Raw genomic sequence first — 26,710 nt, 5'->3', positions numbered from 1 at the left:
AGAACACCCATGAAAATGCAAAATAACGGGTCCATGCTGAATGGACCTGAACCCGAACACGTCTATGCACGGGTCAACGGCAACCGTATTCACTGCGTCACCCTCGGCGAAGGCCGGCCGGTGTTGCTGATCCCAGGTTGGCCGCAGACCTGGTATACCTGGCGCTATGTGATGCAGGCGCTGGCAGCGGCCGGTTTTAAGGCGATTGCGGTAGATCCGCCGGGCATCGGCGATTCTGATAAACCCACCGGCGGTTATGACACCGGCAGCGTCGCCGCCGTGCTGCACCAGACCATGCTGCAGCTTGGGCACCCGAGTTATTCATTGGTCGGCCACGATATTGGCATGTGGATCGGCTATGCGATGGCCAGCGACTATCCGCAGGCGGTGGAAAGACTGGTGCTGACCGAAGCGGTGATCCCTGGGCTGGCGCCGGCACCGCCGATTTTTGTGTCGCCGGACCAAAACATCTTCCTGTGGCATTTCATGTTCAACCAACTGGCGGATCTGCCGGAGGCGTTGACGTTGGGGCGCGAGAGGGAGTATCTCGGCTACATCTTTAACCGTTGGTCTTATCGCCGCGATCGGGTAGCCGCAGAAACCTATATTGCCGCTTATTCTGCACCGGGCAGCCTGCGCGCCGGTTTTGATTACTACCGCGCCATTCCCGAGACCGTGCGGCAAAACCAGCGGCGTGCCGAGAGCAGACTCGAAATGCCGGTGATGACCATCGGCGCAGAGCACGCCACTGGCGATGCGCCTTTTGTCACGTTGCGGGATAACGCCGTGGATCTGCGGGGCGAGACGGTCGCCGGCTGCGGTCATTTTATTACCGAAGAGTGTCACGAGGCGTTTATTGCCCTGGTGGTGCCATTCCTGTCGGAGGCGCAGACCTATGCCGCTTGATACGCAGATTGCCCGTTTTCTGGCGGATACGGCAGGTGCGGCGGCACCCGGTTCCCTGGCCGAGATGCGCGCCGCCGCCGAGGCCGGGCTGCTGCAACTGCAGGGCGAAGCGGAAGCCAGCGGCGGCGTGAGGGATTTTACGGTCACCGCCAACGACGGCCATGAGATCGCCATTCGTGCTTATCGACCGCTGAGCGCGGAGAAAGGCCCCATGCCGGCCATGCTGTACGCCCACGGCGGCGGCTGGTGCCTGGGGTCGTTGGCGCTGTATGACCGGCCTTGTCAGGCGCTGGCCAATGCCACGGGCCGATTGATCCTGTCGGTCGATTACCGGCTGGCGCCGGAGCATCCGTTCCCTCGGCCGCTGGAGGATTTTTACCAGGCACTGTGCGCAGTGGTTGAGCGGGCGGATGAACTGGGGATTCTCGCCGGGCGCATCGCGGTTGGCGGCGACAGCGCAGGCGGCAATCTGGCGGCGGCCGTGGCCTTGCTGGCCCGCGACCGCGAAGGGCCGCAAATCGAGCATCAGCTGTTGCTGTATCCGGCGCTGAGCGGTGCAATGAATACCGCCAGTTATGACGACTACGCGCAGGGGTATTTCTTGACCCGGGAAGTGATGGCGTTTTGCTGGGAGACGTATCGGGGTAAAGAGGGGAAACCGCGTAATCCTTACGCCGAGCCATTGCATGCTGAAACCTTGCGGCAGTTGCCACCGGCGACCATTCTGAGCTGCGAGTACGATCCGTTACGCGATGAGGCCGAGCAGTATGCGCAACGGTTGCATGAAAGCGGGGTGGCGGTGCGCTGCGAACGGTTGCCGGGCATGGTGCATGCCTGCATCCATATGCTGGGGTTAACTCCGGCGGCGCGGGTGCTGTTCGACAAGGCCGTCTAACCTTTTGTTAGTGTGCTGAAAGCTGCACCTGGTGTGACTAATGCCCCGCATTGGAATTGCGGGGCATTGGCGTTTCCAGCTATGGGCGTCTAACGGCCGGCGACGGTGACGAAGCGGGTCTCCAGATAGGATTCGATCGCCTCGCTGCCGCCTTCGGTGCCGTGACCGGAGTCTTTCACCCCGCCAAACGGCGTTTCAGGCAGGCCGAAACCGATATGGTTGATGCTGAGCATGCCACTTTCCACATCGCGGCCCAGCGCGGTTACCGTGGCGATGCTGCGGCTGTAGGCGTAGGCCGCCAGCCCGTAAGGCAGGCGGTTAGCCTCGGCTATCGCTTCCTCATAGGTGGCGAACGGACGCAGCAGGGCGACCGGGCCAAACGGCTCCTCAGACATCGCCCGCGCGCTCAGCGGGACGTCGCGCAGCACCGTTGGCTCAAAGAAGTTGCCGCTGCCCGGCAGACGGTTGCCGCCGGTGCTGGCCTTGGCGCCCTGGTCGATGGCGTCCTTCACGAAGGCATCGATGGCTGTGACGCTGCGCTCCAGCACCATCGGCCCCATGGTCACGCCTGCATCCAACCCGTTGCCCAGCTTGATGTCGCGCACCGCTGCGGTGAATTTCTCTACAAAGGCTTCATAGACGCCTTGCTGGATTAGAAAACGGGTCGGGGCGATACAGACCTGGCCGGCGTTGCGGAACTTGGCCAGTGCCAGTTCTTTGACGGCGGCGTCGAGATCGGCATCGTCGAAAATCAACACCGGCGCGTGGCCGCCCAGTTCCATGGTGGCCTTTTTCATATGCTGCCCGGCCAGCGCTGCCAGATGTTTGCCCACGCGGGTGGAGCCGGTGAACGAGATCTTGCGAATGGTCGGGTGCGGGATCAGGTATTCGGAGATGTCCGCCGGGGTGCCGTACACCAATGCGATCACGCCGGCCGGGATGCCGGCGTCGGCAAAGGCTCTGATCAGCTCTGCCGGCGAGGCCGGGGTTTCTTCCGGGCCTTTGATGATGATCGAGCAACCGGCGGCCAACGCGGCGGACAGCTTGCGCACGATCTGGTTGATCGGGAAGTTCCACGGCGTAAAGGCGGCAACCGGACCGACCGGCAGCTTAAGCGTTTGCTGTTGAACATCGCGGCTGCGGGCAGGGATGATTTGGCCGTAGGTGCGGCTGGCTTCGCCGGCAAACCAGTCAATGACGTCCGCCGAGTTAAGGATCTCAACCTTGGCCTGCGCCACCGGTTTGCCTTGTTCCTGCGTCATGATGGCGGCGATAGATTCTGCGCGTTCGCGCAGCAAGGCGGCGGCTTTACGCATCAGGATGGCACGCTGATAGGCGGAGGTGTCGCGCCAGAGTTTAAAACCGCGTTCGGTAGCGGCCAGCGCCAGATCGAGATCGGCCTGTGCGGCGTGCGCCACGTTGCCAATGACCTCATCGGTAGCGGGGTTGGTGACCGGCATGGTGTTGCCGGCGATTGCGTTGCGCCATTGTCCGTCAATATAGAGTTGAGTATCTGGATACATTGTTGCCTCTTACTTTCAGGGGGTTAAACACCGTTTTCCCGCTCTGCGGCAGGATAATCAAACCCGCTGACGCCGATCAACAGACGCCAGTCGATGGGTAAAATACCCTACGCCGAATGAGCGCGATCGTCCAGGGAACTGCGGTGCGCACTACTCAAACGGCGTTGGTTTGACTATCATACAAGCCAGGTTCGGCCTTGATGCAAGGCGGTAGGGTGCAGGCGATGGAGGCAGAGTGCAGGGTGTTCCACAGCAGTTCCCCTTCGAAAAAGATTGCGCGCAGTTCCGGCAATTGCCGCAATTGCCGGGCGTAGAGCTTTACCACGCCCATATCGAACGCTATGTCTTCGAACCGCATACCCACGACGCTTTCGCCATCGGCACCGTCGATGTCGGCGCCGAGCGCTTCCGTTACCGGGGGGCACAGCATCTGGCGGCCCCGGGTTCGCTGGTATTGATGAACCCGGATGAACTGCACACCGGCGAGGCGGAAACGGCCGGCGGCTGGAATTACCGGATGCTCTACCTTGAACCCGGGGCGCTGGAGTTGCTGTCCGGCGAGCAGGGGTTTTGGTTTACCGATGCGGTACGCCAGGATCCGCAGGCGGCGCGGCAACTTTCGGCGACGCTGGCCGCACTGTGGCAAGCCCGGGATCCGATGACGATTGATGACCTGCTGCTGCAAGTGGTGGCGATCTTCCGCCCCCACGCACGTATCGCCCGGCCGCTGAAAGATGAGCCGGCGCACCGTTTTGACATCGTCAAAACCTACCTGCGCGATAACTTTTCCGCTGCCATCACGCTGGATCAGTTGGCGGCGCTGGTATCGCTCAGCCCGTACCATTTTTTGCGCAAATTCAAAGCCGAATACCATGTATCGCCCCAGCAGATGCTGATGGCGATCCGCCTTGCGCAAGCCAAGTTGATGCTGGGGCGCGGCATGCCTGCCGCGCAGGTAGCCGCGGCGGCGGGGCTAACCGATCAGGCGCATTTAACCCGCGCTTTCGCCAACCGTTACGGCGTCACGCCAGTGCGCTATCAAAAACAGGTCATGGCCCGCTAAGTATCGTCACATTTGTATGTTGTCGTCGTACTGCTGTGGTATGCCCAACTTTTTGATACTGACGACGTTGCTCATTAGAGCATTAAGATGCATTTGCCAGCGTTACCATTACGGCGAAAACAGTTGCAACCATTGCCGGGGTAAATGACTCGAGAGCTTTTGTGCCAACACTCGCTGCCGTTTCACGCGCCACGTTCACCAATACACGGCCGGGGGCGCGAAGCACGACCTGACGAAGCCCATTGGTGCTGTCGCGTGCTACGAGGCCAATTTTTTCGAGAACGATCAATTGACGCACTACGGCTGATTGCGGTTTACCAATCTGTTCCCCGAGTACTGATATATTGACCCGATCGCCGTCCGATCGCGCGATAACATTCAGTAGCGTAAAGTCACTGAAGCTGATGCCATGATATGTGCCCAATTCATCGTCAAGCTTAAGTTGCAGACTGGCCTGAGCACGATATAACGCCAAACAAAAATCGAGATTTGTGTTCATCAAGGCTTCTTCCTGGGTTCGTCGTAGCTAAGTTGGTCGGGGCTGCGGATTTCCTGGCGCCACAGGCTCACCAACATTTCCAATTCCCGCGCGGCATCGAAAGCGGGATCTTCACTGGCTTTAACCCTGTCGAGTACCTCAAAGAGAAAGTTACTCTCACCATGCTCAACCCAATCCTGCGCAAGTCTCATGTTCCGATGTTGTGCATATCGCAGTTCAAAACGATGCCGGTTGAGTGTTCCTTGAACGTTAGCACTGCCTGCAACCAATACTCGCCCCGTAATCTTGTTACGGATCGCATACACCCCCGCTCGGGTTTTCGTGTCCAGGTACTGCCGTTTCAGCGCTTGTTTGTCTGTCATCATCCCTCCTCTTCGTTTCAGGTAAGTCATGGTGTTGCTGTCAGCGGTATGCGTTTTCACGAATAATACCCGGATAATATTCCCTGTCAATAATACCCGGGTAAATATTCCTGTCGCTATACCGCATGAAAATTTGGGGTTGATGGTGAATGGGGCAGACAGCCCCGGGAGAGGGTCTGTCATCATCGCTAAATGGGGTTATAGTCTGAATTTACTGTTGTTATGAGTCACCGGTGGTTGCAAGTTTCGCGGATGTCGTCAAAAAGGTGACTAATCAGAATGAAGCTGTCTTCATAATATTTACTATTAATTTTATCCGGGTATATTAAGGCCCCTTAACATCCCATTGAGGTTAAATGCATGTCTGAATACCTGTCGAAGGCTTCGACAGCCTTTGGTGACCAACATTTGCTGTTCTCAGGTCCGTTGGTCGAAGTTGCACTTGCCGTTAAAAATGAGCTCGAAAAGGGATCGTTAAGAACATTTCTTGTTTTTGATGATATGACAGGCAGCGTGATCGACTTGGACCTGCGAGGGTCTGATGCCGATGTTGTAGAGAGGCTTTCCTGTCCTCCCCAGCAATTCACGGGGCGTTATGCCACCCGCCGGGACAAGTCGGCAGAGACGGTGGAAGACGATTCTGCAGAATCGAAAGGACGGGGTAGACCAAAGTTAGGTGTCGTTGCTCGTGAGGTAACCTTACTGCCCAGTCAATGGGACTGGTTAACCACCCGACCCGGCAGCGCATCCGCTATACTCAGGCGTCTGGTAGACGAAGCCATGCACTCGGAGGGGGCGCGTGAACAAAAACGGGCAGCTCATGAGGCTGCTTATCAGTTCATGCAGGCGATCGCCGGAGACTTGCCTGGCTACGAGGAGGGAATTCGCGCACTCTTCGCAGACAATCGTACCAAACTTGAACAATGCATTGCAGCATGGCCTGTCGACATCAAAACTCATACTCTACGCCTGGCTTTCGGTTTATCAGATCAACCAACCAAGAGAGCTACTAAGGCCGGCTAAAATATCACCATAAAAACAGGCTCAACGTCGTTTCCCAGGTCGACTCGCTAAAACAGCAACCTGCTACAATATTGCCATGAGGAATTAGGCTAGGCTGCTCCTGAAATTCATTCACGGGTTGCTGGAGTCACTATGTTTGTTGGCGTGTTATTTGCCCTCTCTGCCGGGCTGATGTGGGGGCTGATTTTTGTCGGCCCGGTATTGATCCCCGAATATCCTGCGGCGTTACAGTCCACCGGGCGCTACCTGGCCTTTGGCCTGATCGCCTTGCCGTTGGCATGGCTTGATCGCCGCCGGTTGCAAAAGCTGAAGCGTAAAGACTGGCTCGAGGCGCTCAAACTGACGGCGATCGGCAATCTGCTGTATTACCTGTGCCTGGCAAGCGCCATTCAACGCACCGGGGCGCCGGTGTCCACCATGATTATCGGCACGTTGCCGGTGGTGATTTCGGTGACCGCCAACCTGTTCTACAGCCGGCATGACGGGCGGCTTTCCTGGCGGAAGTTAACGCCGGCGCTGGTGTTGATCGCCTGTGGGCTGGCGTTCGTCAACGTCGCCGAACTGAAGGGCAATACGGCACCGCTCGATCTCTGGCGCTATATCAGCGGATTGGGGCTGGCGCTGTTGGCGGTGGCCTGCTGGACCTGGTTCCCGCTGCGCAATGCCCGCTGGCTGCGGGAAAATCCAGACCAAAGACCGGCCACCTGGGCGACGGCGCAGGGGGTAGTCACCTTGCCGCTGGCGTTGGCAGGTTACCTGTTGGTTTGCGGCCAGTTGGCCCTCACTCAGCCGGCGTTTGCGCTGCCGTTCGGGCCAAGGCCGGGTGTCTTCGTCCCCTTGATGATTGTCATCGGTATATTCTGCTCGTGGATAGGTGCGTTGTGCTGGAATGAGGCGAGCCAGCGCTTGCCGACGGTGCTGGTGGGGCCGCTGATTGTCTTCGAAATTCTGGCGGGGCTGGCCTACACCTTCATGTTGCGCCAGGCGTGGCCGCCGCTGTTGACGCTGTGCGGTATCGCCTGTCTGATGATCGGGGTGGTGTCCGCGATGCGCATCAAGCCGCAGCCGGTGGTAGTGCGGTTGGCAGAACGATAAGCGCCACGCCTGCCGCGAAGGCGGCAGGCGGTGAACCGCTTAACGTTTACTGTGGTTAATGATCTCTTCGGCCACGTTGCGCGGCGCTTCGGCGTAGTGGCTGAACTCCATGGTGTAAGTCGCGCGGCCTTGCGACATCGAACGCAGGGTGGTTGAGTAACCAAACATCTCGGACAGCGGTACCTTGGCGCGGATCTCCTTGCCGCCGCCGCCGGGGATATCCTCCATGCCTTGCACCAGACCGCGCCGCGACGACAGGTCGCCCATCACGCTGCCGGCATAGTCTTCCGGCGTTTCCACTTCTACCGCCATGATAGGCTCCAGGATCACCGGGTCAGCCGCGCGGCAGGCTTCTCTAAAGCCAAAGATCGCCGCCATGCGGAAGGCTTGCTCAGAGGAATCGACGTCGTGGTATGAGCCGAAGGTCAGATGCACTTTGACGTCAACCATCTGATAACCGGCCAGCACGCCGTTATTCAGCGCTTCCAGCACGCCTTTTTTCACCGCAGGAATATACTCGCCCGGGATCACGCCGCCCTTGATTTCATCGAAGAACTCGAAGCCTTTGCCCGGTTCGTTCGGTTCCACCGTCAACACCACGTGGCCATATTGGCCTTTACCGCCGGACTGCCGCACAAATTTGCCCTCCACGTCGACCACGCGTTTGCGGATGGTTTCGCGGTAAGAGACCTGCGGTTTGCCGGTGGTGGTCGCCACGCCAAATTCACGGCGCATGCGATCGACGATAATTTCCAGATGCAGCTCGCCCATGCCGTAAATAATGGTTTGACCGGAATCTTCGTCGGTGCGTACGCGGAACGACGGGTCCTCGGAGGTGAGGCGCTGCAGCGCGATGCCCATTTTTTCCTGGTCGGCTTTGGTTTTCGGTTCAATCGCCTGCGCAATTACCGGTTCCGGGAACACCATTTTCTCCAGCGTGATGATACCGTTAGGGTCGCACAGGGTGTCGCCGGTGGTGACGTCTTTCAGCCCCACGCAGGCGGCGATATCACCGGCGTGCAGTTCTTCGACCTCTTTGCGGTCGTTGGCGTGCATCTGCACGATACGGCCAATGCGCTCTTTTTTGTCTTTAATCGGGTTATAGACGCTGTTGCCTTTGGCCAGCACGCCGGAATACACCCGAATGAAGGTCAGTTGGCCCACGAAGGGGTCGGTCATCAGCTTGAACGCCAGCGCCGAGAATTTTTCGTCGTCGGCGGCCCGGCGGATGACGATATTGTCGTGCTCGTCATGGCCTTCCATCGGCGGCACGTCGAGCGGCGAGGGCATGAGTTCGATCACCGCGTCGAGCATGCGCTGCACGCCTTTGTTGCGGAAGGCCGAGCCGCACAGCATCGGCTGGATTTCACCGGCTATGGTGCGCAGGCGCAGGCCGCGAACAATCTCTTCTTCGTTCAGCGGTTGCTGGTTGAGGTATTTGTCCATCAGCTCTTCCGAGCCTTCGGCGGCGGCTTCGATCATTTTATCCCGCCATTCTTGCGCGGAATCGCGCAGCTCAGCCGGGATCTCTTCAAAACTGAAACTCATGCCCTGCGAGGCTTCGTCCCACAGGATGGCCTTCATGCGCACCAAATCCACCACGCCGGTGAAGTGGTCTTCGGCGCCAATCGGGATGACGATCGGCACCGGATTGGCTTTCAAACGTTCGATCATCATTTTGCGCACGCGGAAGAAGTCGGCGCCGACGCGGTCCATTTTGTTGACGAACGCCAGCCGCGGCACTTTATATTTATTGGCCTGCCGCCAGACGGTTTCTGACTGCGGCTGCACGCCGCCCACCGAGTCGTAGACCATGACTGCGCCATCCAGCACGCGCATAGAGCGCTCGACCTCGATGGTAAAGTCAACGTGCCCTGGGGTATCGATAATATTGATGCGGTGCTGCGGATAATTATGCTGCATGCCGTTCCAGAAGCAGGTGGTCGCCGCCGAGGTAATGGTGATGCCGCGCTCTTGTTCCTGCGCCATCCAATCCATGGTGGCCGCGCCATCGTGCACTTCGCCCAGCTTGTGACTGACCCCGGTGTAAAACAGAATCCGCTCGGTGGTGGTGGTTTTGCCGGCATCAATGTGCGCCGAGATGCCGATATTGCGGTAGCGTTCGATAGGGGTAGTACGTGCCATAATTAACCTTTCTTAGCCGCGTTAAAGAAGGGCGGCTTAAATAGCATGAATAATTATGATAATCCTCAATGGGTTACCTTCTGGACCTTCACGTGAATGAATCGGTCACAGAATAATCGTAGTTGATGAAGGGCGATTTACTAAGCAATGGCTGCGATAGGTGAAGCCTGAATGTTCGGGGCGGCGAGCCGCCCCATAACGTTACCCGGCAAAGATATGCGCCTGCCCGATGATATTCAGGCTGACTTGGGAACCGGCGCGGATGCCTTCACGGCTGACGGTTTTTATTTCGATAGCGGCGTCGCTGCCGCTCATGCGCAGGTTGAGGGTCGAGACAAAACCGGCGAAATCGATGCTGGTGACCACCGCCTGGCCCTGTTGCGTCGGCTCGGACAGGCTGATTTGGATCTGTTCCGGGCGCAGCATGATGCGGGCAGGCCCCTGGCGCTGGCGATCGTCCACCGCAATTCGGCCCAGAACGCAATCGGCCCAGCCGTGTTCAAGTTTGGCCGAAAGTACCAGGGTTTCCCCCAGGAAGGTGGCGGTCGGCTCATCCACCGGTCGCAGATAGAGATCCTGCGGCGGACCCACCTGCGCCAGCCGGCCATTGCGCATCACCGCGACCTGATCGGCAAACGACAGCGCTTCCGTCTGATCGTGGGTCACCAGAATTGACGCCACCTTGGCTTCCGCCAGCAGCTCCGCCACCGCTTTACGGGTGGCGGCACGCAGGCCGGTATCCAGGGCGGAGAAGGGCTCGTCCAACAGCATCAGCTTGGGTTGCTGGGACAGCGCGCGCGCCAGCGCCACCCGCTGCTGTTGCCCGCCGGAAAGCTCATGCGGCCACAGCGCGCCCAGCCGCCGATCCAGCGCCACCATGTCCATCAACGCATCAATGCGTCGCTGCTTGTCACGCTTGCTGCCCTTCAGGCCGAAACCGATATTCCCGGCCACGGTAAAGTGCGGAAACAGCGCGCCGTCTTGCGGTACAAAGCCAATGCCGCGCAGGTGCGCCGGCACCCAGCCGCTGCCGTTGGCCATCGGCAGGCCCTGCAAGATAACCTGGCCGCTGTCCGGTATTTCAAAGCCGGCGATAATGCGCAGCAAGGTGGTTTTTCCCGAGCCGGAAGGGCCGACAATCGCGGTGCGGCTGCCCTGTGCCACCTGCAAATCCACGTGCTCCAGCACCTTGACCGAATTATAGGACTTACCGATAGCCTGCAGTTGAAGCGTACTCATAATCCCGCCGTGCGTTTAGATTGAGAATAAAGAAGCCAGGTCAATGGCAGCGATAACGCCACCATAATCAGTGCGTAAGGTGCAGCCGCCACGTAGTCGATCTCGCTGGTCAGCGCCCAGAAGCCGGTCGCCAGCGTGCGGGTACCGTTCGGCGCCAGCAGCAGCGTCGCGGTCAGCTCATTGGCTATCGCCAGAAACACCAAGGCTGCACCGGCAGCCGCGCCGGGTGCGGCCAGCCGCAAAGTGGTGCTCCACAGCGCCTGCGCCGGCGAACGGCCAAGGCTGCGCGCCACGTTTTCCAACTCCACCGGAGCCTGGGCAATGCCTGCACGCAGGTTGATCAATGCCCGTGGCATAAACATCAGCAAGTAGGCCAACAGCAGGGTGATTTCCGTCTGATAAATCGGCCGGAAACTGTGAATGGTAATGGTCACCAGCGCCAGCGCCACCACGATGCCGGGCAGCGAACTGGTGACGTAATTGCAGCCTTCCAGCAGCCGATACAGCCGAGCCGGATAACGAACCGACAGCCAGGCCATCGGGATGGCGCACAGCGTGATCAGCAACGCACCGCTGGCGGCCAGCGACAGCGTTTGCAGCAACGCGGGCAGTAAATCCGCATTGCGCCAGACCTCGATCCCGCCCAGCGTCAGCCAGCGGGCCAGAGTGATAAAGGGCACGCCCAGCGCCAGCGCGCTAAGGCTCAACGGCAGTAGCAGGGCAAGCAGAGTCGTCACCGGCCCCAGGCGGTAGGGGGTTTGGCTGCGGGCACTGCCGGAGCCTACTCGGGCATAACGCGCGCGGCCTCGGCTGGCGGCCTCCAGCAGCAGTAAACCCAGGCAACACAGCACCAGCACCCCGGCCAGCATGTTGGCTGCCGGGCCGTTAAAGGTGGACTGGAACTGATCGAAAATGGCGGTGGTGAAGGTGTCGAAACGGATCATGGCGTACAGGCCGTATTCCGCCAGCAGATGCAGCGCGATCAGTAACGATCCGCCCCAGGTCGCCAGTTTGAGCTGCGGCAGCACCACGCGGAAAAACACCGCCAACGGACGGGTGCCGAGCGAAGTGGCGACGTCTTCAATGCCGGGATCCAGGCGGCGCAGCACCGCTGCGGCCGGCAGATAAATAAACGGAAAGTAGGCGAGGACCGAAATGAATACCCCGGCGCCCAGCCCATGCATCGAGGGCACCAGGCTGATCCAGGCATAGCTTTGCACAAATGCCGGAACCGCCAGCGGCGCGGTCGCCAGCAGCGACCAGATGCGGCGGCCCGGCAGCGTGGTGCGCTCCGTGAGCCAGGCCAGCGTGACCCCCAGAATGGCGCAAATTGGCAGCGTGAAGACCACCAGTAGCAGGGTATTGAGCAACAGTTCGGCCACTCGGGGGCGGAATACCAGAGCTTTTACCGTCTGCCAGCCGGTTTCAAACGCCACGCTGACGACAAATCCCAGCGGCAACAGGGCCAGCAGGGAAAGCAAAAGGGCAGCCGCCACGATAAACAACCCCGGCCGCTGATGCAGCCGGGTGGTGGTGTAACGCGGCGTTGCGCCGGTGGCGTTAAGGCCAATATTCGACATAAGGTAAAAACTCTCTACAACCGGCTTACAGCAGCCCGGCCTCGGTCATCAGTTCAACTACTTTTTTACCGTTCAACTGCGAAGCGTCGATTTTCGGCGCGCCCAGCTCTTTCAGTGGCACCAGTTTAGGATTGGAAGCCGCGTTCACGCCTACCGCATATTCGAAGGCGTTATTGGTACGCAGAATGTCCTGGCCGTTCTTGCCGGTGATCCACTTCACGAAGGCCTGAGCCTGTTGTTGGTGTTTGCTGGAAGCCAGCACGCCACCTCCGGAGGTGCTGACGAACGCGCCCGGATCCTGGTGTTTGAAGTAATAAAGTTTGACGTTTTTGCTGTTTTCGCCGGTCTTGGCACCGTCGACGAACGGATAATAGTGATAGATCACGCCGCTGTCGATTTGGCCGGCATTGACCGCTTTCATCACCGTGCTGTTGCCCTTATAGGCGGTAAAGTTGGTTTTCATCGCTTTCAGCCATTCCAGCGTGGCTTTTTCGCCTTTCAGCTCCAACAGCGCGCTGACGATCGCCTGGAAATCCGCACCGGATGGCGAAGCGGCCCAACGGCCTTTCCATTCCGGCTTGGCCAGATCCAGCAGCGATTTAGGCAATTGCGCTTCGGTCAGTTTGGCCGGGTTGTAGACGAATACGGTTGAACGGGCGGCGATGCCGATCCAGCGGCCATGCTGCGGGCGGTACTGCGGTTCAACCTGCGCCAGCGTCGCGGCATCCAGCGGGGCAAACAGTTTGGCGTTGTCCACCAACACCATCGCCGGGGAGTTCTCCGTCAGGAAAACGTCGGCGGGGGATGCGCTGCCTTCCTGCACCAGTTGGTTACCCAACTCACTGTCACCGCCGTTGCGCAGAGTCACCTTGATGCCGGTGTCTTTGGTAAAGCCATCCACCCAGGATTTCACCAGGTTTTCATGCTGAGCGTTATAAATAACGATGCCGTCATCGGCAGGGGCCGCATGAGCGGAAAACGCCAGCATCATTGATGAGGCGAGCAGGGCAACGGGGCCTAGAGAAGAAAGACGCAGCTTCATACTGTTATCCTTTTTAGAGGTCGAAGAAGAAAAGCGAATATCGCCTGGCGAGCGCAAGCAGGCCCGATTGTAGCCAAGAACAGTCATAATGATAGTGAAAACGATTCGTATTAAATTATTTTTTGCATTCGCTCATAAATTAACTCGCCTTAAGGAAAAATTAAGCTTCAGCCTGAATACTCTGAACTGATTGCCTAATGTCGACAGAATTCATGCAGTTGAAAATATCTCCTCATGCGTTCGCCTTCTCAGGAGCCGCCATCTCAACCGCAAACCAGTCTGCCAGTTGCGCTACGGCGCGGCTGTGCTTGCCGTCGGGGTTGCTGACAAAATAATGCGCAGCGCCCGGCAGCGAGTGCTCGAACGGCGCTACCAGCACGCCACTCTCCAGCGCATGCTGCACCATCAGTCGGCTGGCGATAACCGCGCCCTGGCCGGCGATTGCCGCCTGAATGGCGTGGGCTTCGTCGGTAAAGCGCGGGCCGGCGTCGACCGTCAGCGCCGCCGGGCCAAACTCGCTGCGCCAACGCGGCCAGTCGGGGGACGGTTGCGGCACCTGGCGACCATCGATGTGTATCAACGTGGTTTGCAACAGATCCGCGATTGAAACGACATTCAACCGCGGGCTGACGACCAGCACGAAGCGGTCCTGTTGCAGCAATCGCGGCGACAGCGGGTCATCCGGCCTGTTGCCGTAGCGGATCGCCACATCAATCTGTTTGCTGCGCAAATCCACAATGCGATCATCGGCGTGCAACCGCAGGTCGATGGAGGGAAACTGCCGCATCAACGCCGGCAAACGCGGCACCAGCCAGTGGGTGATCAGCGCCGTGGTAGCGGATAACGTCAACACCGCCGGCCGCTGGCGTTCACCGATATTCTCCACCGCCGTCTGCAACAGGTTGAACGCCTGCGCGCTGGCCTGTTGCAGGATCTTGCCGTCGGCGGTCAATTCCACCTTGCGCGGCGTTCTTTCGAACACGCTGACGCCCAGCAGGCTCTCCAGCAGCCGAATTTGGTGGCTGATGGCCGTCGGCGAAACGCCAATTTCTTCCGCAGCCAGTTTAAAACTCTGCAGTCTGGCGACCGCGTCAAAAGCCCGTAGTGACCCCAGGGGCGGCAGTTTTCTTTTCATGATGAGCTATTTTCATCTTTGGATGAGAACTATGACTTTGAATTGCCATTTGGTGGCAGGTTATTTTCTGTATGCAGGTTAACAGATGAAAATTACTCAGCCAAATAACCAGGAGATAACCATGTCTGCATCATCGGTAAAACAGCTACGTCTGGTGATCACCACCGAAGATTTTGATAACGCCTTGGCTTTCTACCGCGATCGACTGGGGTTGACCCAGGCCGATGCGGTGCCGCCAGACAGCGGCAGGGTGGCGATCCTCGAAGCGGGCAAGGCCACGCTGGAGCTGGTGGAGCCCTCCACCGCCGCCTATATCGACCAGATAGAGGTGGGAGAGCGCGTCTCCGGTTGGATCCGGGTGGCATTTGAGGTGACCGATATTGCCGCAACCACGGCCAGTCTGGCGCAGGGTGGCGCGCAGGTGTTGTCCGAGCCACGGGTTACGCCCTTCAATTCAATCAATAACCGGCTGGAAGCGCCGGCCGGATTGCAACTGACGCTGTTTCAAGCGCTGTAAACCGATACCCGCCATGTTGGCGGGTATTTATTTGATAATGAAAGAAATTCATCACGGCTTTTGGTTATGAGTCATAGCGATTAATCATTTAATTTATTCAGCTGCTTCAATGAATATGAGCGTCGACAAAACACCAATAAGGGATAAAGGCGTGAAATATTCATTCAGATTTAACGGACTAGCCAGTCTAATCTTCCTTTCATTGCAAGCCGCTTCACCGGCTCATGCTGCCGAAGTGCCGGTGGGCGTCAAGCTAGCGGCCACGCAGGAACTGGTGCGAGCCAATGGCTATGAGCCTGCGACGCTGGATCCCAATCTGGCTGAAAGCAACGTGGAGTTTAATATCTTCAATGACCTGTTCGAAGGATTGTTGCGGGTGGGGAAAAACGGCGAGGTTATTCCCGCGCTGGCCACCCAATGGGAAAACCAGGGCAATGTCTGGACCTTCCATCTGCGCCCGGAAGCCAAATGGTCGAACGGCGATCCGGTTACCGCCGAGGATTTCGTCTTCAGTTGGCGTCGCCTGACCGATCCCAAAACCGCCTCGCCGTACGGCAGCTATCTGGCCTCGGCCTATGTGCTTAACGCTGCGGAGATTAATGCCGGCAGCAAACCGCCGACGGAGTTGGGGGTGAAGGCGCTGGATGCCAATACCCTGCAGGTCATACTGTCTGAGCCGAACTCCTATCTGCTCAAACAGTTGGTGCATTTCCCTGTGTTGCCGGTGAACCGCAAGGCGGTGGAAAAATACGGCAAAAACTGGACGCAACCGCAGAATTTCGTCAGCAACGGCGCTTTCAGGTTAACGCAGTGGGTGGTGAACGAAAAAGTGGTGGTGGAGCGTAACACTCAGTATTGGGACAACGCCCATACGGCGCTTAACAAAGTGACTTTCCTGCCGCTGCAAGGATTCCCCGAGGTGGCGCGCTTCCGGGCTGGGGAGATCGAGCTGGGCTATAGCACCCCGCCGGAACTCTATCAGCAGTTGAAAAAGAGCCTGGGTGAGGAACAACTGGTGACTTATCCGTTACTCTCCACCAGCTATTTTGCCTTTAACACCCGGCAGGCCCCTTTTAATGACGTACGGGTGCGGCAGGCGTTAAATCTGGCGCTGGACAAAGAGGTCATCGCCACCAAGGTGTTGGGCTACGGCCAGCAAGCGGCCTGGACCTTTACCCCCTCCGGGGCCGGCGGTTTTACGCTGAAGGCCGGTGAGGCGGCGGGGTGGTCGCAGGAGCAACGGGTCGCCCAGGCGAAAAAGCTGCTGGCGGAGGCCGGATTCAACGCCGAGCGCCCGTTGCAGTTCAATCTGTTGTACAGCAATGACGCCACCATCAAGAAGATTGTCATCGCCAGCAGCGCGATGTGGAAAAAGAACCTGGGAGTTAATGCTACGTTGCAAAGCCAGGAGCGCAAGGTGACGCTGGATAACATCAACAATGGGCATTACAGCGTTGCTTTTTCTCGCTGGCTGGCAGACTACAACGATCCGTCCACCTTCCTGAATGTCTTCCGATCTACCAGCAGTGAAAACTCCGCCAAATATGCCAACGAGAATTACGATCGGTTGTTGCATCAGGCCACTGCGGCGAAGACGCCGCAGCAGGTACAGCACTATTTCCAACAGGCCGAGGAGAGGTTGGCGGTGGATACGCCGGTGGCGCCGGTTTATTACGAAGCCAACGCCACGCTGGTCAAACCCTATGTGAAAGGCATCGATTTTACCCGACAGGGGCCGCTGTACGACAAGAACGCCTATATTATCGCTCACTGATGTCGCAATAATGGGGGTGGGATTTTTCTTCCCCCTTTTTATTATCTTTACGGTTAAAATAGTTTTTTCTAAATGTTTCATAAACGGCCGGCCAGATTTACGCCCGCCGCCAAAAAACCGCGTCTATAATGCCTCCCGTAGTTTATATGCAGTATCTCGTTTGGCGAGGCTCCTATACAAACACAGGTTACTGATCTGACGACATCGAGAGATGCCCAAGGTTAAGACAGGCTTTATCGGATTAAGGTTTAGCCCAAGGTAACTTCTGATAGATACATCAGATACGTTGTATAGTGCTAAAACCTGGACGCGGAGATAGGCTGTCTGCACTCCCTCTGTGGTTAACGCCCCTATGCGATTCGCTGTTGAAGTTTAAACAGAAATAGGGACTAACATAATGAAGTCACATCAAAATTACTCATCTCCGGCGCTGGCCAATGCTGACGTGCTGGATGAATCCTCGATAGCAAACTATATGAACGCCGATTTTATTACCGTTCCCGGTAATATGACGGTCAATAAAGCCAAAGAATATTTTCTTTCACAACTTAAAACGGATGAAATTCCGGCTCAACTGTTTGTCACCGCCGACGATTATCAATTGCGCGGCACGCTGTCGGTTAAAAAATTGTTGCAGTGCGCGGACGATGATAAAGCCGTTGGGGTAATGATTAACCACAGCTATTTCCAGGTATCGCCCGACGACGATCGTAATGACGTCGCCCATTTATTGGGTAAGGGCGGGCTGGATGTAGTGCCGGTGGTGGTGAATAAAACCTTGGTTGGGGTGTTGGGGGAAAAAGAAATCGCCCAACTGATTGAGGATGAAAACACCGAGGATGCACAACGACAGGGCGCCAGCTTGCCGCTGGACAAGCCTTATCTGGAAACCAGCCCTTGGGCGTTATGGCGCAAACGCTCGGTTTGGCTGCTGATGCTGTTCGTCGCCGAAGCTTACACCGGCAACGTACTGAAGGCGTTTGAAGACCAACTGGAGGCGGCGATCGCCCTGGCGTTCTTCATCCCGCTGCTGATTGGCACCGGCGGTAACAGCGGTACGCAGATCACGTCCACACTGGTACGCGCCATGGCGCTTGGCGAAGTCAGCCTGCGCAATCTGGGCTCGGTGATCCGCAAAGAGGTATCCACCTCGCTGCTGATAGCCGCCACTATCGGCGTCGCCGCCTGGGTTCGCGCGTGGATCATGGGGGTGGGAATGGACGTGACTATGGTCGTCAGCCTGTCGCTGGTGGCGATCACCGTCTGGAGCGCGATTGTGTCTTCGATTATCCCTATGTTGCTGAAAAAATTGGGGATAGATCCGGCGGTGGTGTCCGCACCCTTTATCGCCACCTTTATAGATGGCACTGGCCTGATTATCTATTTCAAAATTGCCCAGCACATTCTGCATATTTAAACCGAAAATCCGCTTCGTGTCGCTGCCGGAGCGGACATTTTATCTCACCCAATAAGGAGGCGCGTTAATCGCAATGAATAATCTTTTAACCCACTTTTTAATTAAAGAGGTTTTTATCGATAACCGTTAATTGAGGAAATAATAATGGGAAACATGACAATTTTTGTAGGATTCCTGAGCATCATCAGCTCACTAGGTCTGTTAGCCGCCTATATGAGCACCAAATGGGATGATTAATGAACGTTGAAGAACCGCCGGAATGCATCCTCCCCGAAGTGTTTTATTTACGACGGGGAGGATACCGATAAAACTCTGACCGCCGCCTGCGGTTTTAACGAGTGAAACGATAATGATTATTTTTATTCTTGGTTTGCTTTATGCCATTTTAATGATCTCTGTGGGTGTTAATGAGATTTATTTTTATTCAACCGGAAAATCAGAATTCCTGTCTAGTTTAATGCTGACATTCTCGGGTAGTATGCTGCTGGTTGCTTTTGTCTGGCAATTGTCTGCAAAAATTAAAAAATAAATTCCAATGCGAATGTGAGCCGTACTATGCAAAATGAAAAACAGTCCGTGGCCAGAAACTCGATGATAGCCAGTGGGTTATTGGCGACCGGCAAATTTGCTGCGGGTATTTTTACCGGCAGTATTGGCCTTATTTCCGAAGGGATACACTCTTTCACCGATTTTGTCGCCACCAGCATTACCTGGCTGGCGGTGCGCATCAGCGACAAACCGGCCGATGAGGACCACCATTTTGGTCACGGCAAAGTCGAAAATCTGGCGGCGTTGTTTGAAGTGCTGCTGCTGTTGGGCGCTGCGGGTTGGATTGTTTATGAGGCCGGCACCAGCCTGCTGGGGCAGCCGCATGAGATTATCGCCGCGCCGGTGGTGATTGCCGTGCTGTTGATCTCGATTGTGGTCGACTATTTCCGCGTCAAGGCGCTGAATCGCGTGGCGAAAGCCACCGACAGCGCGGCGTTGGAAGCCGACGCGCTGCACTTCTTCTCCGATATGTTGTCCTCCGCCGTGGTGCTGCTGGGGATGGTATTCGTGTTGCTGGGGTTCACCCGCGCAGATGCGATTGCGGCGTTGATCGTTGCAGGTTTTATCGTGGTCGCTGCCTTGAAGTTAGGCAAACGTTCGTTCGATTCGTTGATGGACACAGCGCCTGCCGGTGCCAAAGAGGAGATCGGCACGTTACTGGATAGTTTTCCGGCGATATTGGCGACCGAGAATATCCGCATTCGCAACGCCGGTGCGGCCCTGTTTATCGAGGTGACCGTCGCCGTCTGCCGCACCTTGCCGCTGGAGCGCATCAACGCGCTGAAGCAGTCCATCGCCGAGCGGTTGGAGCGGCAGTATGCCCACGCCGAAGCCACGGTGATTGCCAACCCGCAAACCCGCAGCGATGAAGACATGGCGACCCGCATCCGGGTGATTGCCGCCAATCACGGTGCGGTGGTGCAAAATGTGGCGTTGCAGCAACTGCCGGAACGCATGTCGATCAGCATGGATCTGGCGGTGCCGGCCAGCGCCAGCGTGGCGCAGGCGCACGATATCGCCAGCGAGATTGAAAACCTTCTGCGCCAGGCTATCGGCGAAGACACGGAGATCGAAACTCATCTTGAACCGCAGATGCCTCATTGGATCGCCAGTGAGGACGTAGAGCCGGATGAACTGGCAAATATCCGCCAGATCTTGCGAATTGCGGTGGAAAAGGGGGAAATGGTGCAGGACGTACATAACATTCGGGCGCGGAAAACGGCAGATGGCATTATCGTCAATTTCCATTGCCGGGTGTCGCCGGCCGCGTCCATTGTGGCGGCTCACGACGCAGTGGACCACATAGAACGCCAACTGCGGGCACTTTACCCCACCATTTCGCGGGCAGTGGGGCACGTGGAACCGATCAAACCCGCTTTGTGAGCCTGCATGCGGCGACCGTGGGATGACAATAAAGGCCCAAACAAGATAAAATAGCGATAAACCAACAGGTTGGTATTGCTGTTTGAATCCCGAGGACGAGCGATGGCCGAGTTTGCTTCCGATCACTACCATGATTCCATCACGATGCCCGTCACCGGCGTTGCCGTCGATTACTCCAACGGTCACGTGATCCCCGCGCATAGCCATCGGCGTTCGCAGTTGGTTTATGCGGTGGAAGGGGTGTTGGTTATTGAAACGGATGTAGGCCGTTGGGTCGTCCCGCCGAGCCGGGGCGTGTGGTTGATAGCGGGCGTCAGCCACACCGTGCGCATGCGCGGGGTGGCGCGAATGCGCAGTATTTTCGTCAATCAGGATGCTATCCCCGGATTACCCGACGTTGACTGCGTGATCGAGATTTCACCTTTGCTGCGTGAGTTGATCCTTGCCGCGACCAAAGTCACGGGCCATTATGATCTGGAAAGCCGCAACGGCCGTTTGATGCGTTTTATCCTTGATGAATTATGTTCTTTGCCCGTACTGCCCTTTAATCTTCCCTGGCCGCAGGATGCGCGGATACTGCGCGTCTGCCAGACACTGTCCGAAGATCCCGCCGATAATCGCGCCGCCGATGACTGGGCCGCTGATTTAGCGATGAGCGCCAAGACGTTCCATCGTCAGTTTCAGCGGCAAACCGGCATCACCTTTGGGCGTTGGCGGCAGCAGGCGCGCCTGCTTTTGTCACTCGAATGCCTGGCTCAAGGCATGCCGATTGTGCAGGTGGCGCTGCAGAACGGTTACGAAAGCCAAAGCGCCTTTGCCGCCGCCTTTAAACGCCAGTTTGGATTGCGGCCTTCTGAGTTTTATCGTTAACGATCAATTTTTTCGCAAAAAGAACCCAGCCAGCACGCAGGCCAGCATTGCCAGACCGGCAATGTAAAAAGCGTCGCTGTAGGCCAGTAGCAGGGCATCGCGACGCACGATCTGATCAAGCACCCCCAAAGCCTGCAGGCGCAATCTTGCCGCCCCCGCGCCGTACAGGGCCGTGGCGTGATCGAGATGAGCGTGCGAGAGCATTCTGACGGTCTCGACCAACCGTTCCTGCGTCGCCTGAGCAAAAGAGGTCACCGATTCGCCAATGCGCTGCGCATGCAGTTTTTCACGTTCAACCACGATCTGGCTGGAAAGGGCGATACCGATAGCCCCGCCTATGTTGCGCACCATCGAAAAAAGCCCCGATGCCGATCCTACCTGATCCTTTTCCAGCCCCTGAATTGCCATCACTCCCAGCGCCACCACCACTAACGATTGCCCGATGCCGCGCACGATCAGCGAAGGAACAATGACGTTATAAGCCGCATCAGGATTGAGGTGAATGTTCATCAGGCACCCGAGGCCGGTAATCAAGAATCCGGCCACGATTGCCGTGCGGGCGCTGGTCCAACGCATCAGTCGAGGCGTAGCGAACGACATGATAAATTGAATAATGCCGTAAGGGATCATCATTGCCCCGATCTGGCTGGCGTTGTAACCGTGAACTTCGGCGAAATAGTTAGGCACCAGAAACACTACGCCAAACACCACCGCGCCGAAGCAAAACTGCATCAGACTGGCGAGACCGAAATTATAGCGGCCCAGTAAGCGCAAATTAATGAACGGCGTCTTGCTCTTAAGCTCCGCGTAAATAAAACCGGCAATGCCCAACACGGCCAGCAAGGTGCAATTGACGATAAAAGACGAAGCAAACCAGTCCTCTCGTCCGCCTTCCTCCAGCATGATCTGCAGCGAGGAAAGGCCAATCGCCATGGTGATAATTCCCCACCAGTCACCCTGTTTGAGTTTCTCAAGCCTCATCGATTGCGGTTTGACCGACCAGCCAATGGCAGCCAGCAGCAATATCCCTGGTGGCACTTGCAGATAAAATATCCAGCGCCATGAGTAGACATCGGTTAACCAACCGCCCAGTGAAGGGCCTGCTGCCTGCGCAACATTGTTAGCCACCGCAAACAGCGCCATGCCGAGAGAATGCTTGTGGGGGGGCAATTCGCCGACGATTAGCTGAAACGACAAGGGGATCAGCACGCCGCCAAACGCGCCCTGCAGCGCACGGGCGAGGATCATGGTCTGAATATTGGGCGCCAGCGAGCAGGCCATGGAGAAAAGTATAAATCCAGACGTCCCTACCATCAGTACGCGGCGCATGGAAAATATCGAGACTAACCACCCGGTTATCGGGATGATGATGATTTCGGCCACCAGATAGGCGGTGGTGATCCAGGATCCTTCTTCAAAGGTGGCGCCCAGCGAACCCCGCACGTCGGGTAATGAGGCGTTGGTGACGTGTACGTTCATGCCAGCCATGAAACACCCGACGACGCTGCCCAATACGGCCACCCAGGTGCGTAACGAGATTTTGTCCGTGTTGGGCATGACGGTGGTCTGGGTTGAGAGACGGCTACTCATGACGGGTGTCCACCGTCACCATTACCGACATTCCGGGGCGAACCTGTTCAACCCTTGGCTGGCCGGCATCAAGGCGAATTCGCACCGGCATCCGCTGGACGATTTTGGTAAAGTTGCCGGTGGCGTTATCCGGGGGAAGCAGCGCAAATTGCGCCCCAGACGCAGGGGAAAAGCTCTCGACCTCACCCTTGAAAACCTGTCCATCAAACGCGTCGACACGTACCTTGGCAGGTTGGTCAATCCGCATTTGGTCAATTTGCGTTTCCTTAAAGTTGGCAATCACGTAAGTATTGCCGGGAACCACCGCAAGCAGCGGCGAACCCGTCTCGGCATATTGGCCGGCCCGCAAAGCATGCTGACCTACAGTACCGTCGATCGGACTGACAATCCGGGTACTCGCCAGATTAATGCGTGCGATCGTCAGCATGGCTTGCGCTTGCGTCCGCATGGCTTTCGCCTTGTCTCGCTCGGCCTCGGTAGCCTGTTGGCTGCTGGCGAGTACGGACAGCGCCTGCTGCTGGCTGGCGAGTCGCGCCTCGGCCTGCGCCAGTTGTGCGGCGGTTTTACGGGCATCCGCGTCAGCCGATTCTACCTGTTGGGCACTGCTGATGTTTTGGCGAGCCAGGCGATGCTGGCGCTGGTCCTCCAAGGCCGAGCGATTTGACTCTGCGGCGGCGGCGCGGACAGCGGCTTGAGCTTCTGCAATCAGGCTTGTCTGCTGTTGCTGGCGAGCGGCCAGATTGGCGATACGGGCCTGTTTCACGTCATTTTCGGCAACCGCCGCCGCGACTGCGGCCTCGGCCAGATCAACGTTGGCCTGATAATCGCGGGAATCGATTCGGGCCAGGACCTGACCGGCTTTCACCTGTTGATTGTCCCTAACCTCCACGGCGACCAGATAGCCGTTGATGCGGGGGGCCAGCGTGACAATGTCGGCGCGCGCATAGGCATCATCGGTCTCGATCATCCAGCGGCCAGTGGTCCACCAGTAAATACCCCAAGCCAACACCAATAGGGTAACCAACAGGATGCCGGCCAGAGTTCGGGGCCGGGGTTTTGCGCGTCGGGCAGCAAAAAACGGCTTTTTAGCAGGCGAAGTATTTTCGGTCATTATTATGATTCTCTTTTAAAAACAGGAGGAAATAAAATGCTGGAGGCGGTTTTAAACCGCTGAGGTACCGGGAGCACCACTGAGGGAGCCTGCTGCCACCCGCCACCCAGGGCTTTAAATAACGTCACCTGAGCCTCAATCACCCGCGTATTTGCGCGCGCCAACGCACTCTGAACGGCGACGTCGTTGCGTTGATTGTCGAGATAGTCGAGAGCGGTTGCCGCACCGTCCTGATAGGCGAGCGTCGATAGCTTCAGCGCTTGTCGACTGTTTTCGGCTGCCTGTTGAAGGAGTTTTTGCCGCTGCAGGGCCAAGTCATAGCTTGTCAGACTCACCTGTACCTCTTTCAGCGCAGCCAAAATCGTGCCGTCAAAATGCGCGAGTGCCGCATTTTCCTTGGCGCCAGCCTGAGCGATACGCGCCCGGGCCTGCGTAACGTTAGGGAAGGACCATGAGATCAGCGGCCCGATGCTCCAGACGGTGGCGCCGCTGTTACCCCAATCTTCAGGCTGGTGAGCGGAGCTGAGCATGTTGGCTCCCAGCGAAATACGCGGATAGAGATCGGTGGTCGCTACGCGAATATTGGCCGTTGCAGCGGCAAGCTGTTGTTGTGCCTCGCGCACATCGGGGCGACGGCGTAACAGGGCTAAGCCGTCGTTTTCAGGCAAACCGCGATACGCCAGCGTTGGCGGTTTTAGGCAGGCAAGCGCCTGTTCGGGGGGATTGGCAGGCAGGCGGCCCATTAACACCGCGAGTTCAGCCAATACGCGCTGACGCTTGGCTTTCAACAGCGGCAGTTCGGCGCGAGTCTGGTACACCAAACCTTGAGCACGAACCACATCCAGCGCGACACCGGCCCCGGATTGACGCAGTGCTTCGGTAATCTGCTGCCCTTGCTCGACCAGCGCCAAAGCCTGTTGAGCAATACCGATCCGTTGACCGTAGCTGCAGGCGCTGAGCCAGGCTCGGGTTGTTTCGGCGGCAACCCATACGCGCACACCGTCTTCTTCGGCCTGAGCAGACTCCGCGTTTGCCTGTGCCGCGCTGGACCCTGAGCGCAGGCGGCCGAACAGGTCGAGTTCCCACTGCAGATCGATCCCTGCGCTATAGCGGCTGCCGGTGCGGATATTGTCGCTCTGACCTAACGCCGCCTCGATTTGATCCTCGAGCGAACTGCCATATCCCCCCTTGGCAGCGAAACTTGTGCTGGGCAGTTTTTGCGCATCGGTTTCACGCAGAAGTGCCCGGGCCGCAAGCAGATTTGCCGCTGCCGCACGCAGATCTCGGTTGTTGCTCAACGCCTGCTCGACAGCCTGGTTTAAGCCGGGATCCTGATACAAAGACCACCATTTATCCGGCATGATAGTTCTAGTTTTTGCCAAAGGCTCAGCCGTGAGCGGCAGAGTCGTGAGGGGAGGTTGACCTGGGCCCACCACGCAGCCGGCAGATAACAAGGGAAGTAAGGCAATCGTCAGCCTTTTGGATATCAACATGCGTCACACTCTTCAATGAGAATGCGTCCAGATTACCGGGTAAGACACTGTCTTTATGCCGAGATTTCGACTTTCATTATCTTGAAATGGTCATTTTTAACGGGCCGACTAGCCAACGTGAGCTTTAGCGATTATCAATAGCTTTCTTCCAATAATCGTTGTCTCGACAGACGCAGGTATCTCCCCATGTCACGAAGTAAAGACCTGCAAGACTGGGTAAAACCGGCCCGGTCCCCAATGCAAATTGAGCGTATCGAAGCTTTTTTCGGTGGCCATGGTTATGAGCTCCATCGCCACGACACCTACGCCATTGGCCGCACGTTGTCCGGTGTGCAAAGTTTCAACTATCGTGGCGGCAGGCGTCATAGCCTGCCCGGCGGCACCCTGGTATTGCATCCGGATGAGGTCCATGACGGAGAGGCGGGTACGGAGGAGGGATTTCAATACCGCATGGTTTATATCGAGCCTGCATTAATCCAAAAGATACTCGGCGGCAAGCCGTTGCCTTTTATTCCGGGCGGTCTTTCCGATGACCCAAGACTCTTTGCTGCGGCTCAACCCTTGCTCAAGGCCATGGAGGATCCGTTTGAAACGCTTGAGGAAGAGGATGCGCTTTATGACCTGGCGCAAACCCTTGCCGCTGTCGGGGGGCAACGCTATCAGCGGCGGGCGTTTGACTACCAGGCGGCTGAAAGGGCAAGGGAATATATCCATTCCTGTTTCGATAAAAATATTACCCTGGATGAGCTTTCTTTGATCAGCGGCCGAGATCGCTGGAGTCTGAGCCGGGATTTTCGGGCGCTGTTTGGCACCAGCCCCTACCGCTACGTCACTATGCGTCGTCTTGAACATTGCAGACGGCGGATGTTGGCGGGCCATAATCTGGCAGATATTTCAATCGATGCGGGATTTGCGGATCAAAGCCACATGACGCGCCAATTTGTCAGCAATTTTGGCGTTTCTCCTGGCCGCTGGCTGAAGTTTATCAACGGAGGTTAAGCGCGAAGTTGCACAATCATTCAAGATTGCCGCCCGCCGGGTCAACTATGCTGGGCTCCTGTTAACCAAGGAGCCTGAAAATGTATCAACCCATTAATTTTGCTCATAAACTTTCTCTGTTTTCTGAACAATGGCAGCCGAAAGTGATTGCCGAGATGAATGACTACCAGTTTAAAGTGGTCAGAATTCACGGTGACTTTGTCTGGCATACGCATGCCGAAACCGATGAAACCCTTATCGTGTTGGACGGCGTTTTGCGCATTGATTTTCGCGATGGCCATGTGCTGGTCAATGCGGGCGAGATGTATGTGGTCCCGCGCGGCATCGAACACAAAACCTCTGCCGAGATCGAAACCCAACTGATGCTTATCGAACCTCGCGGCGTGTTGAACACCGGTGACGAAGGGGGAGAACGTACTGCGGTAAACGATGTCTGGATTTGATCAAGCCCTCCGGTAAGCGGGTATCGGGAATAATAAAGGCCGCCAGAACAGGCGGCC

25 protein-coding genes and 1 riboswitch are annotated in these 26,710 nt (G+C 57.2%); of the genes, 14 read left to right on the top strand and 11 right to left on the bottom strand.

From position 1 onward, the window contains the following. Positions 1-9: 9 nt before the first annotated feature. A complete protein-coding gene (locus tag ACUTQW_RS06090; RefSeq protein WP_006325574.1) occupies positions 10-906 on the top strand; it encodes an alpha/beta fold hydrolase in 897 nt (298 codons plus the stop codon). After that, positions 896-1,801, top strand: a complete 906-nt coding sequence (locus ACUTQW_RS06085; RefSeq protein WP_020439118.1) for an alpha/beta hydrolase — start codon at positions 896-898, stop codon at positions 1,799-1,801. Before ACUTQW_RS06090 ends, ACUTQW_RS06085 begins: the two co-directional genes overlap by 11 nt. 89 nt (positions 1,802-1,890) lie before the next feature. On the opposite strand, the gene ACUTQW_RS06080 is transcribed toward ACUTQW_RS06085, so the two are convergent. Beyond that, a complete protein-coding gene (locus ACUTQW_RS06080; protein WP_006325571.1) occupies positions 1,891-3,324 on the bottom strand; it encodes an NAD-dependent succinate-semialdehyde dehydrogenase in 1,434 nt (477 codons plus the stop codon). Positions 3,325-3,559: 235 nt separating this feature from the next. Between ACUTQW_RS06080 and ACUTQW_RS06075 the strand changes: the two genes are divergently transcribed. Beyond that, positions 3,560-4,387: an AraC family transcriptional regulator gene (locus tag ACUTQW_RS06075; RefSeq protein WP_004944894.1), complete on the top strand. Its 828-nt coding sequence runs from the start codon at positions 3,560-3,562 to the stop codon at positions 4,385-4,387. Between the two features lie 82 nt (positions 4,388-4,469). On the opposite strand, the gene ACUTQW_RS06070 is transcribed toward ACUTQW_RS06075, so the two are convergent. Together ACUTQW_RS06070 and ACUTQW_RS06065 are read right to left on the bottom strand one after the other, a co-directional pair. Further along, entirely contained in the window at positions 4,470-4,886 is a 417-nt protein-coding gene (locus ACUTQW_RS06070; protein ID WP_006325569.1) for a MarR family winged helix-turn-helix transcriptional regulator, read from the bottom strand. Continuing rightward, entirely contained in the window at positions 4,886-5,308 is a 423-nt protein-coding gene (locus ACUTQW_RS06065) for a GIY-YIG nuclease family protein (RefSeq protein WP_231106908.1), read from the bottom strand. Before ACUTQW_RS06065 ends, ACUTQW_RS06070 begins: the two co-directional genes overlap by 1 nt. 300 nt (positions 5,309-5,608) lie before the next feature. Here ACUTQW_RS06065 and ACUTQW_RS06060 point away from each other — a divergent pair, with 300 nt between their 5' ends. Both ACUTQW_RS06060 and ACUTQW_RS06055 read left to right on the top strand, forming a co-directional pair. Then, positions 5,609-6,271, top strand: coding sequence for a DUF2239 family protein (locus ACUTQW_RS06060; RefSeq protein WP_020439116.1), 663 nt, complete (start codon positions 5,609-5,611; stop codon positions 6,269-6,271). 132 nt (positions 6,272-6,403) lie between these two features. Beyond that, positions 6,404-7,366: a DMT family transporter gene (locus tag ACUTQW_RS06055; RefSeq protein ID WP_006325564.1), complete on the top strand. Its 963-nt coding sequence runs from the start codon at positions 6,404-6,406 to the stop codon at positions 7,364-7,366. Positions 7,367-7,405: 39 nt separating this feature from the next. On the opposite strand, the gene fusA is transcribed toward ACUTQW_RS06055, so the two are convergent. From fusA to ACUTQW_RS06030, 5 genes are all read right to left on the bottom strand, one after another. Then, the gene (gene fusA, locus ACUTQW_RS06050; protein WP_020439115.1) at positions 7,406-9,511 is read right to left on the bottom strand and encodes an elongation factor G; all 2,106 of its coding nucleotides are present in this window, start codon (positions 9,509-9,511) and stop codon (positions 7,406-7,408) included. A 201-nt stretch (positions 9,512-9,712) separates the two neighbouring features. Continuing rightward, the gene (locus ACUTQW_RS06045) at positions 9,713-10,750 is read right to left on the bottom strand and encodes an ABC transporter ATP-binding protein (protein ID WP_004944882.1); all 1,038 of its coding nucleotides are present in this window, start codon (positions 10,748-10,750) and stop codon (positions 9,713-9,715) included. Continuing rightward, positions 10,747-12,330 carry an ABC transporter permease gene (locus ACUTQW_RS06040; RefSeq protein ID WP_004944879.1) on the bottom strand — a complete coding sequence of 528 codons (1,584 nt, stop codon included), beginning with the start codon at positions 12,328-12,330 and terminating at the stop codon, positions 10,747-10,749. The genes ACUTQW_RS06045 and ACUTQW_RS06040 overlap by 4 nt, the downstream gene beginning before the upstream one ends. A gap of 25 nt (positions 12,331-12,355) precedes the next feature. Then, entirely contained in the window at positions 12,356-13,372 is a 1,017-nt protein-coding gene (locus ACUTQW_RS06035) for an iron ABC transporter substrate-binding protein (RefSeq protein WP_020439114.1), read from the bottom strand. 232 nt (positions 13,373-13,604) lie between these two features. Then, complete coding sequence (locus ACUTQW_RS06030) at positions 13,605-14,507, bottom strand: LysR substrate-binding domain-containing protein (RefSeq protein WP_445654821.1); 903 nt, start codon at positions 14,505-14,507, stop codon at positions 13,605-13,607. A 121-nt stretch (positions 14,508-14,628) separates the two neighbouring features. Between ACUTQW_RS06030 and ACUTQW_RS06025 the strand changes: the two genes are divergently transcribed. The 7 genes from ACUTQW_RS06025 to ACUTQW_RS05995 all read left to right on the top strand — a co-directional run bounded on the left by ACUTQW_RS06025 (position 14,629) and on the right by ACUTQW_RS05995 (position 21,017). Next, on the top strand, positions 14,629-15,024 hold the full coding sequence (locus ACUTQW_RS06025; protein ID WP_064799922.1) for a VOC family protein: 396 nt from the start codon (positions 14,629-14,631) through the stop codon (positions 15,022-15,024). A gap of 109 nt (positions 15,025-15,133) precedes the next feature. After that, a complete protein-coding gene (locus ACUTQW_RS06020) occupies positions 15,134-16,798 on the top strand; it encodes an ABC transporter substrate-binding protein (RefSeq protein WP_445654820.1) in 1,665 nt (554 codons plus the stop codon). A gap of 148 nt (positions 16,799-16,946) precedes the next feature. After that, a riboswitch (M-box (ykoK) riboswitch) is annotated at positions 16,947-17,120 on the top strand. 75 nt (positions 17,121-17,195) lie between these two features. Further along, entirely contained in the window at positions 17,196-18,215 is a 1,020-nt protein-coding gene (gene mgtE / locus ACUTQW_RS06015; protein WP_020439111.1) for a magnesium transporter, read from the top strand. A 144-nt stretch (positions 18,216-18,359) separates the two neighbouring features. Further along, the gene (gene mgtS, locus ACUTQW_RS06010; RefSeq protein ID WP_013813036.1) at positions 18,360-18,452 is read left to right on the top strand and encodes a protein MgtS; all 93 of its coding nucleotides are present in this window, start codon (positions 18,360-18,362) and stop codon (positions 18,450-18,452) included. 112 nt (positions 18,453-18,564) lie between these two features. Next, positions 18,565-18,744 carry a hypothetical protein gene (locus ACUTQW_RS06005; protein WP_006325553.1) on the top strand — a complete coding sequence of 60 codons (180 nt, stop codon included), beginning with the start codon at positions 18,565-18,567 and terminating at the stop codon, positions 18,742-18,744. A 26-nt stretch (positions 18,745-18,770) separates the two neighbouring features. After that, positions 18,771-20,147 carry a cation diffusion facilitator family transporter gene (locus ACUTQW_RS06000; protein WP_004944862.1) on the top strand — a complete coding sequence of 459 codons (1,377 nt, stop codon included), beginning with the start codon at positions 18,771-18,773 and terminating at the stop codon, positions 20,145-20,147. A gap of 102 nt (positions 20,148-20,249) precedes the next feature. After that, positions 20,250-21,017: an AraC family transcriptional regulator gene (locus tag ACUTQW_RS05995; RefSeq protein WP_020439110.1), complete on the top strand. Its 768-nt coding sequence runs from the start codon at positions 20,250-20,252 to the stop codon at positions 21,015-21,017. A 3-nt stretch (positions 21,018-21,020) separates the two neighbouring features. On the opposite strand, the gene ACUTQW_RS05990 is transcribed toward ACUTQW_RS05995, so the two are convergent. The 3 genes from ACUTQW_RS05990 to ACUTQW_RS05980 all read right to left on the bottom strand — a co-directional run bounded on the left by ACUTQW_RS05990 (position 21,021) and on the right by ACUTQW_RS05980 (position 25,211). Next, positions 21,021-22,607 (bottom strand): DHA2 family efflux MFS transporter permease subunit, encoded by a 1,587-nt coding sequence (locus ACUTQW_RS05990; protein WP_037432973.1) that lies wholly within the window; start codon positions 22,605-22,607, stop codon positions 21,021-21,023. Next, the gene (locus ACUTQW_RS05985) at positions 22,600-23,631 is read right to left on the bottom strand and encodes an HlyD family secretion protein (protein ID WP_232808036.1); all 1,032 of its coding nucleotides are present in this window, start codon (positions 23,629-23,631) and stop codon (positions 22,600-22,602) included. Before ACUTQW_RS05985 ends, ACUTQW_RS05990 begins: the two co-directional genes overlap by 8 nt. An 89-nt stretch (positions 23,632-23,720) precedes the next feature. Further along, the gene (locus ACUTQW_RS05980; protein WP_198640320.1) at positions 23,721-25,211 is read right to left on the bottom strand and encodes an efflux transporter outer membrane subunit; all 1,491 of its coding nucleotides are present in this window, start codon (positions 25,209-25,211) and stop codon (positions 23,721-23,723) included. Positions 25,212-25,397: 186 nt separating this feature from the next. Here ACUTQW_RS05980 and ACUTQW_RS05975 point away from each other — a divergent pair, with 186 nt between their 5' ends. Together ACUTQW_RS05975 and ACUTQW_RS05970 are read left to right on the top strand one after the other, a co-directional pair. Further along, positions 25,398-26,210, top strand: a complete 813-nt coding sequence (locus tag ACUTQW_RS05975; protein WP_006325544.1) for an AraC family transcriptional regulator — start codon at positions 25,398-25,400, stop codon at positions 26,208-26,210. An 80-nt stretch (positions 26,211-26,290) separates the two neighbouring features. Continuing rightward, positions 26,291-26,653 (top strand): cupin domain-containing protein, encoded by a 363-nt coding sequence (locus ACUTQW_RS05970; RefSeq protein ID WP_020439107.1) that lies wholly within the window; start codon positions 26,291-26,293, stop codon positions 26,651-26,653. Positions 26,654-26,710 lie beyond the last annotated feature (57 nt).

This window comes from Serratia sp. TSA_7 (assembly GCF_052692135.1).
The sequence above is the reverse complement of the archived record's forward strand: the minus strand, read 5'-3'. Positions and strand labels throughout refer to the sequence as shown.

Coding starts and splice junctions, on each gene's coding strand:
- ACUTQW_RS06090 (WP_006325574.1), top strand. CDS start 10: ATGAAAATGCAAAATAACGGGTCCATGCTGAATGGACCTGAACCCGAA.
- ACUTQW_RS06085 (WP_020439118.1), top strand. CDS start 896: ATGCCGCTTGATACGCAGATTGCCCGTTTTCTGGCGGATACGGCAGGT.
- ACUTQW_RS06080 (WP_006325571.1), bottom strand. CDS start 3,324: ATGTATCCAGATACTCAACTCTATATTGACGGACAATGGCGCAACGCA.
- ACUTQW_RS06070 (WP_006325569.1), bottom strand. CDS start 4,886: ATGAACACAAATCTCGATTTTTGTTTGGCGTTATATCGTGCTCAGGCC.
- ACUTQW_RS06060 (WP_020439116.1), top strand. CDS start 5,609: ATGTCTGAATACCTGTCGAAGGCTTCGACAGCCTTTGGTGACCAACAT.
- ACUTQW_RS06055 (WP_006325564.1), top strand. CDS start 6,404: ATGTTTGTTGGCGTGTTATTTGCCCTCTCTGCCGGGCTGATGTGGGGG.
- fusA (WP_020439115.1), bottom strand. CDS start 9,511: ATGGCACGTACTACCCCTATCGAACGCTACCGCAATATCGGCATCTCG.
- ACUTQW_RS06045 (WP_004944882.1), bottom strand. CDS start 10,750: ATGAGTACGCTTCAACTGCAGGCTATCGGTAAGTCCTATAATTCGGTC.
- ACUTQW_RS06040 (WP_004944879.1), bottom strand. CDS start 12,330: ATGTCGAATATTGGCCTTAACGCCACCGGCGCAACGCCGCGTTACACC.
- ACUTQW_RS06035 (WP_020439114.1), bottom strand. CDS start 13,372: ATGAAGCTGCGTCTTTCTTCTCTAGGCCCCGTTGCCCTGCTCGCCTCA.
- ACUTQW_RS06030 (WP_445654821.1), bottom strand. CDS start 14,507: ATGAAAAGAAAACTGCCGCCCCTGGGGTCACTACGGGCTTTTGACGCG.
- ACUTQW_RS06025 (WP_064799922.1), top strand. CDS start 14,629: ATGTCTGCATCATCGGTAAAACAGCTACGTCTGGTGATCACCACCGAA.
- ACUTQW_RS06020 (WP_445654820.1), top strand. CDS start 15,134: ATGAATATGAGCGTCGACAAAACACCAATAAGGGATAAAGGCGTGAAA.
- mgtE (WP_020439111.1), top strand. CDS start 17,196: ATGAAGTCACATCAAAATTACTCATCTCCGGCGCTGGCCAATGCTGAC.
- mgtS (WP_013813036.1), top strand. CDS start 18,360: ATGGGAAACATGACAATTTTTGTAGGATTCCTGAGCATCATCAGCTCA.
- ACUTQW_RS06005 (WP_006325553.1), top strand. CDS start 18,565: ATGATTATTTTTATTCTTGGTTTGCTTTATGCCATTTTAATGATCTCT.
- ACUTQW_RS06000 (WP_004944862.1), top strand. CDS start 18,771: ATGCAAAATGAAAAACAGTCCGTGGCCAGAAACTCGATGATAGCCAGT.
- ACUTQW_RS05995 (WP_020439110.1), top strand. CDS start 20,250: ATGGCCGAGTTTGCTTCCGATCACTACCATGATTCCATCACGATGCCC.
- ACUTQW_RS05990 (WP_037432973.1), bottom strand. CDS start 22,607: ATGAGTAGCCGTCTCTCAACCCAGACCACCGTCATGCCCAACACGGAC.
- ACUTQW_RS05980 (WP_198640320.1), bottom strand. CDS start 25,211: ATGTTGATATCCAAAAGGCTGACGATTGCCTTACTTCCCTTGTTATCT.
- ACUTQW_RS05975 (WP_006325544.1), top strand. CDS start 25,398: ATGTCACGAAGTAAAGACCTGCAAGACTGGGTAAAACCGGCCCGGTCC.
- ACUTQW_RS05970 (WP_020439107.1), top strand. CDS start 26,291: ATGTATCAACCCATTAATTTTGCTCATAAACTTTCTCTGTTTTCTGAA.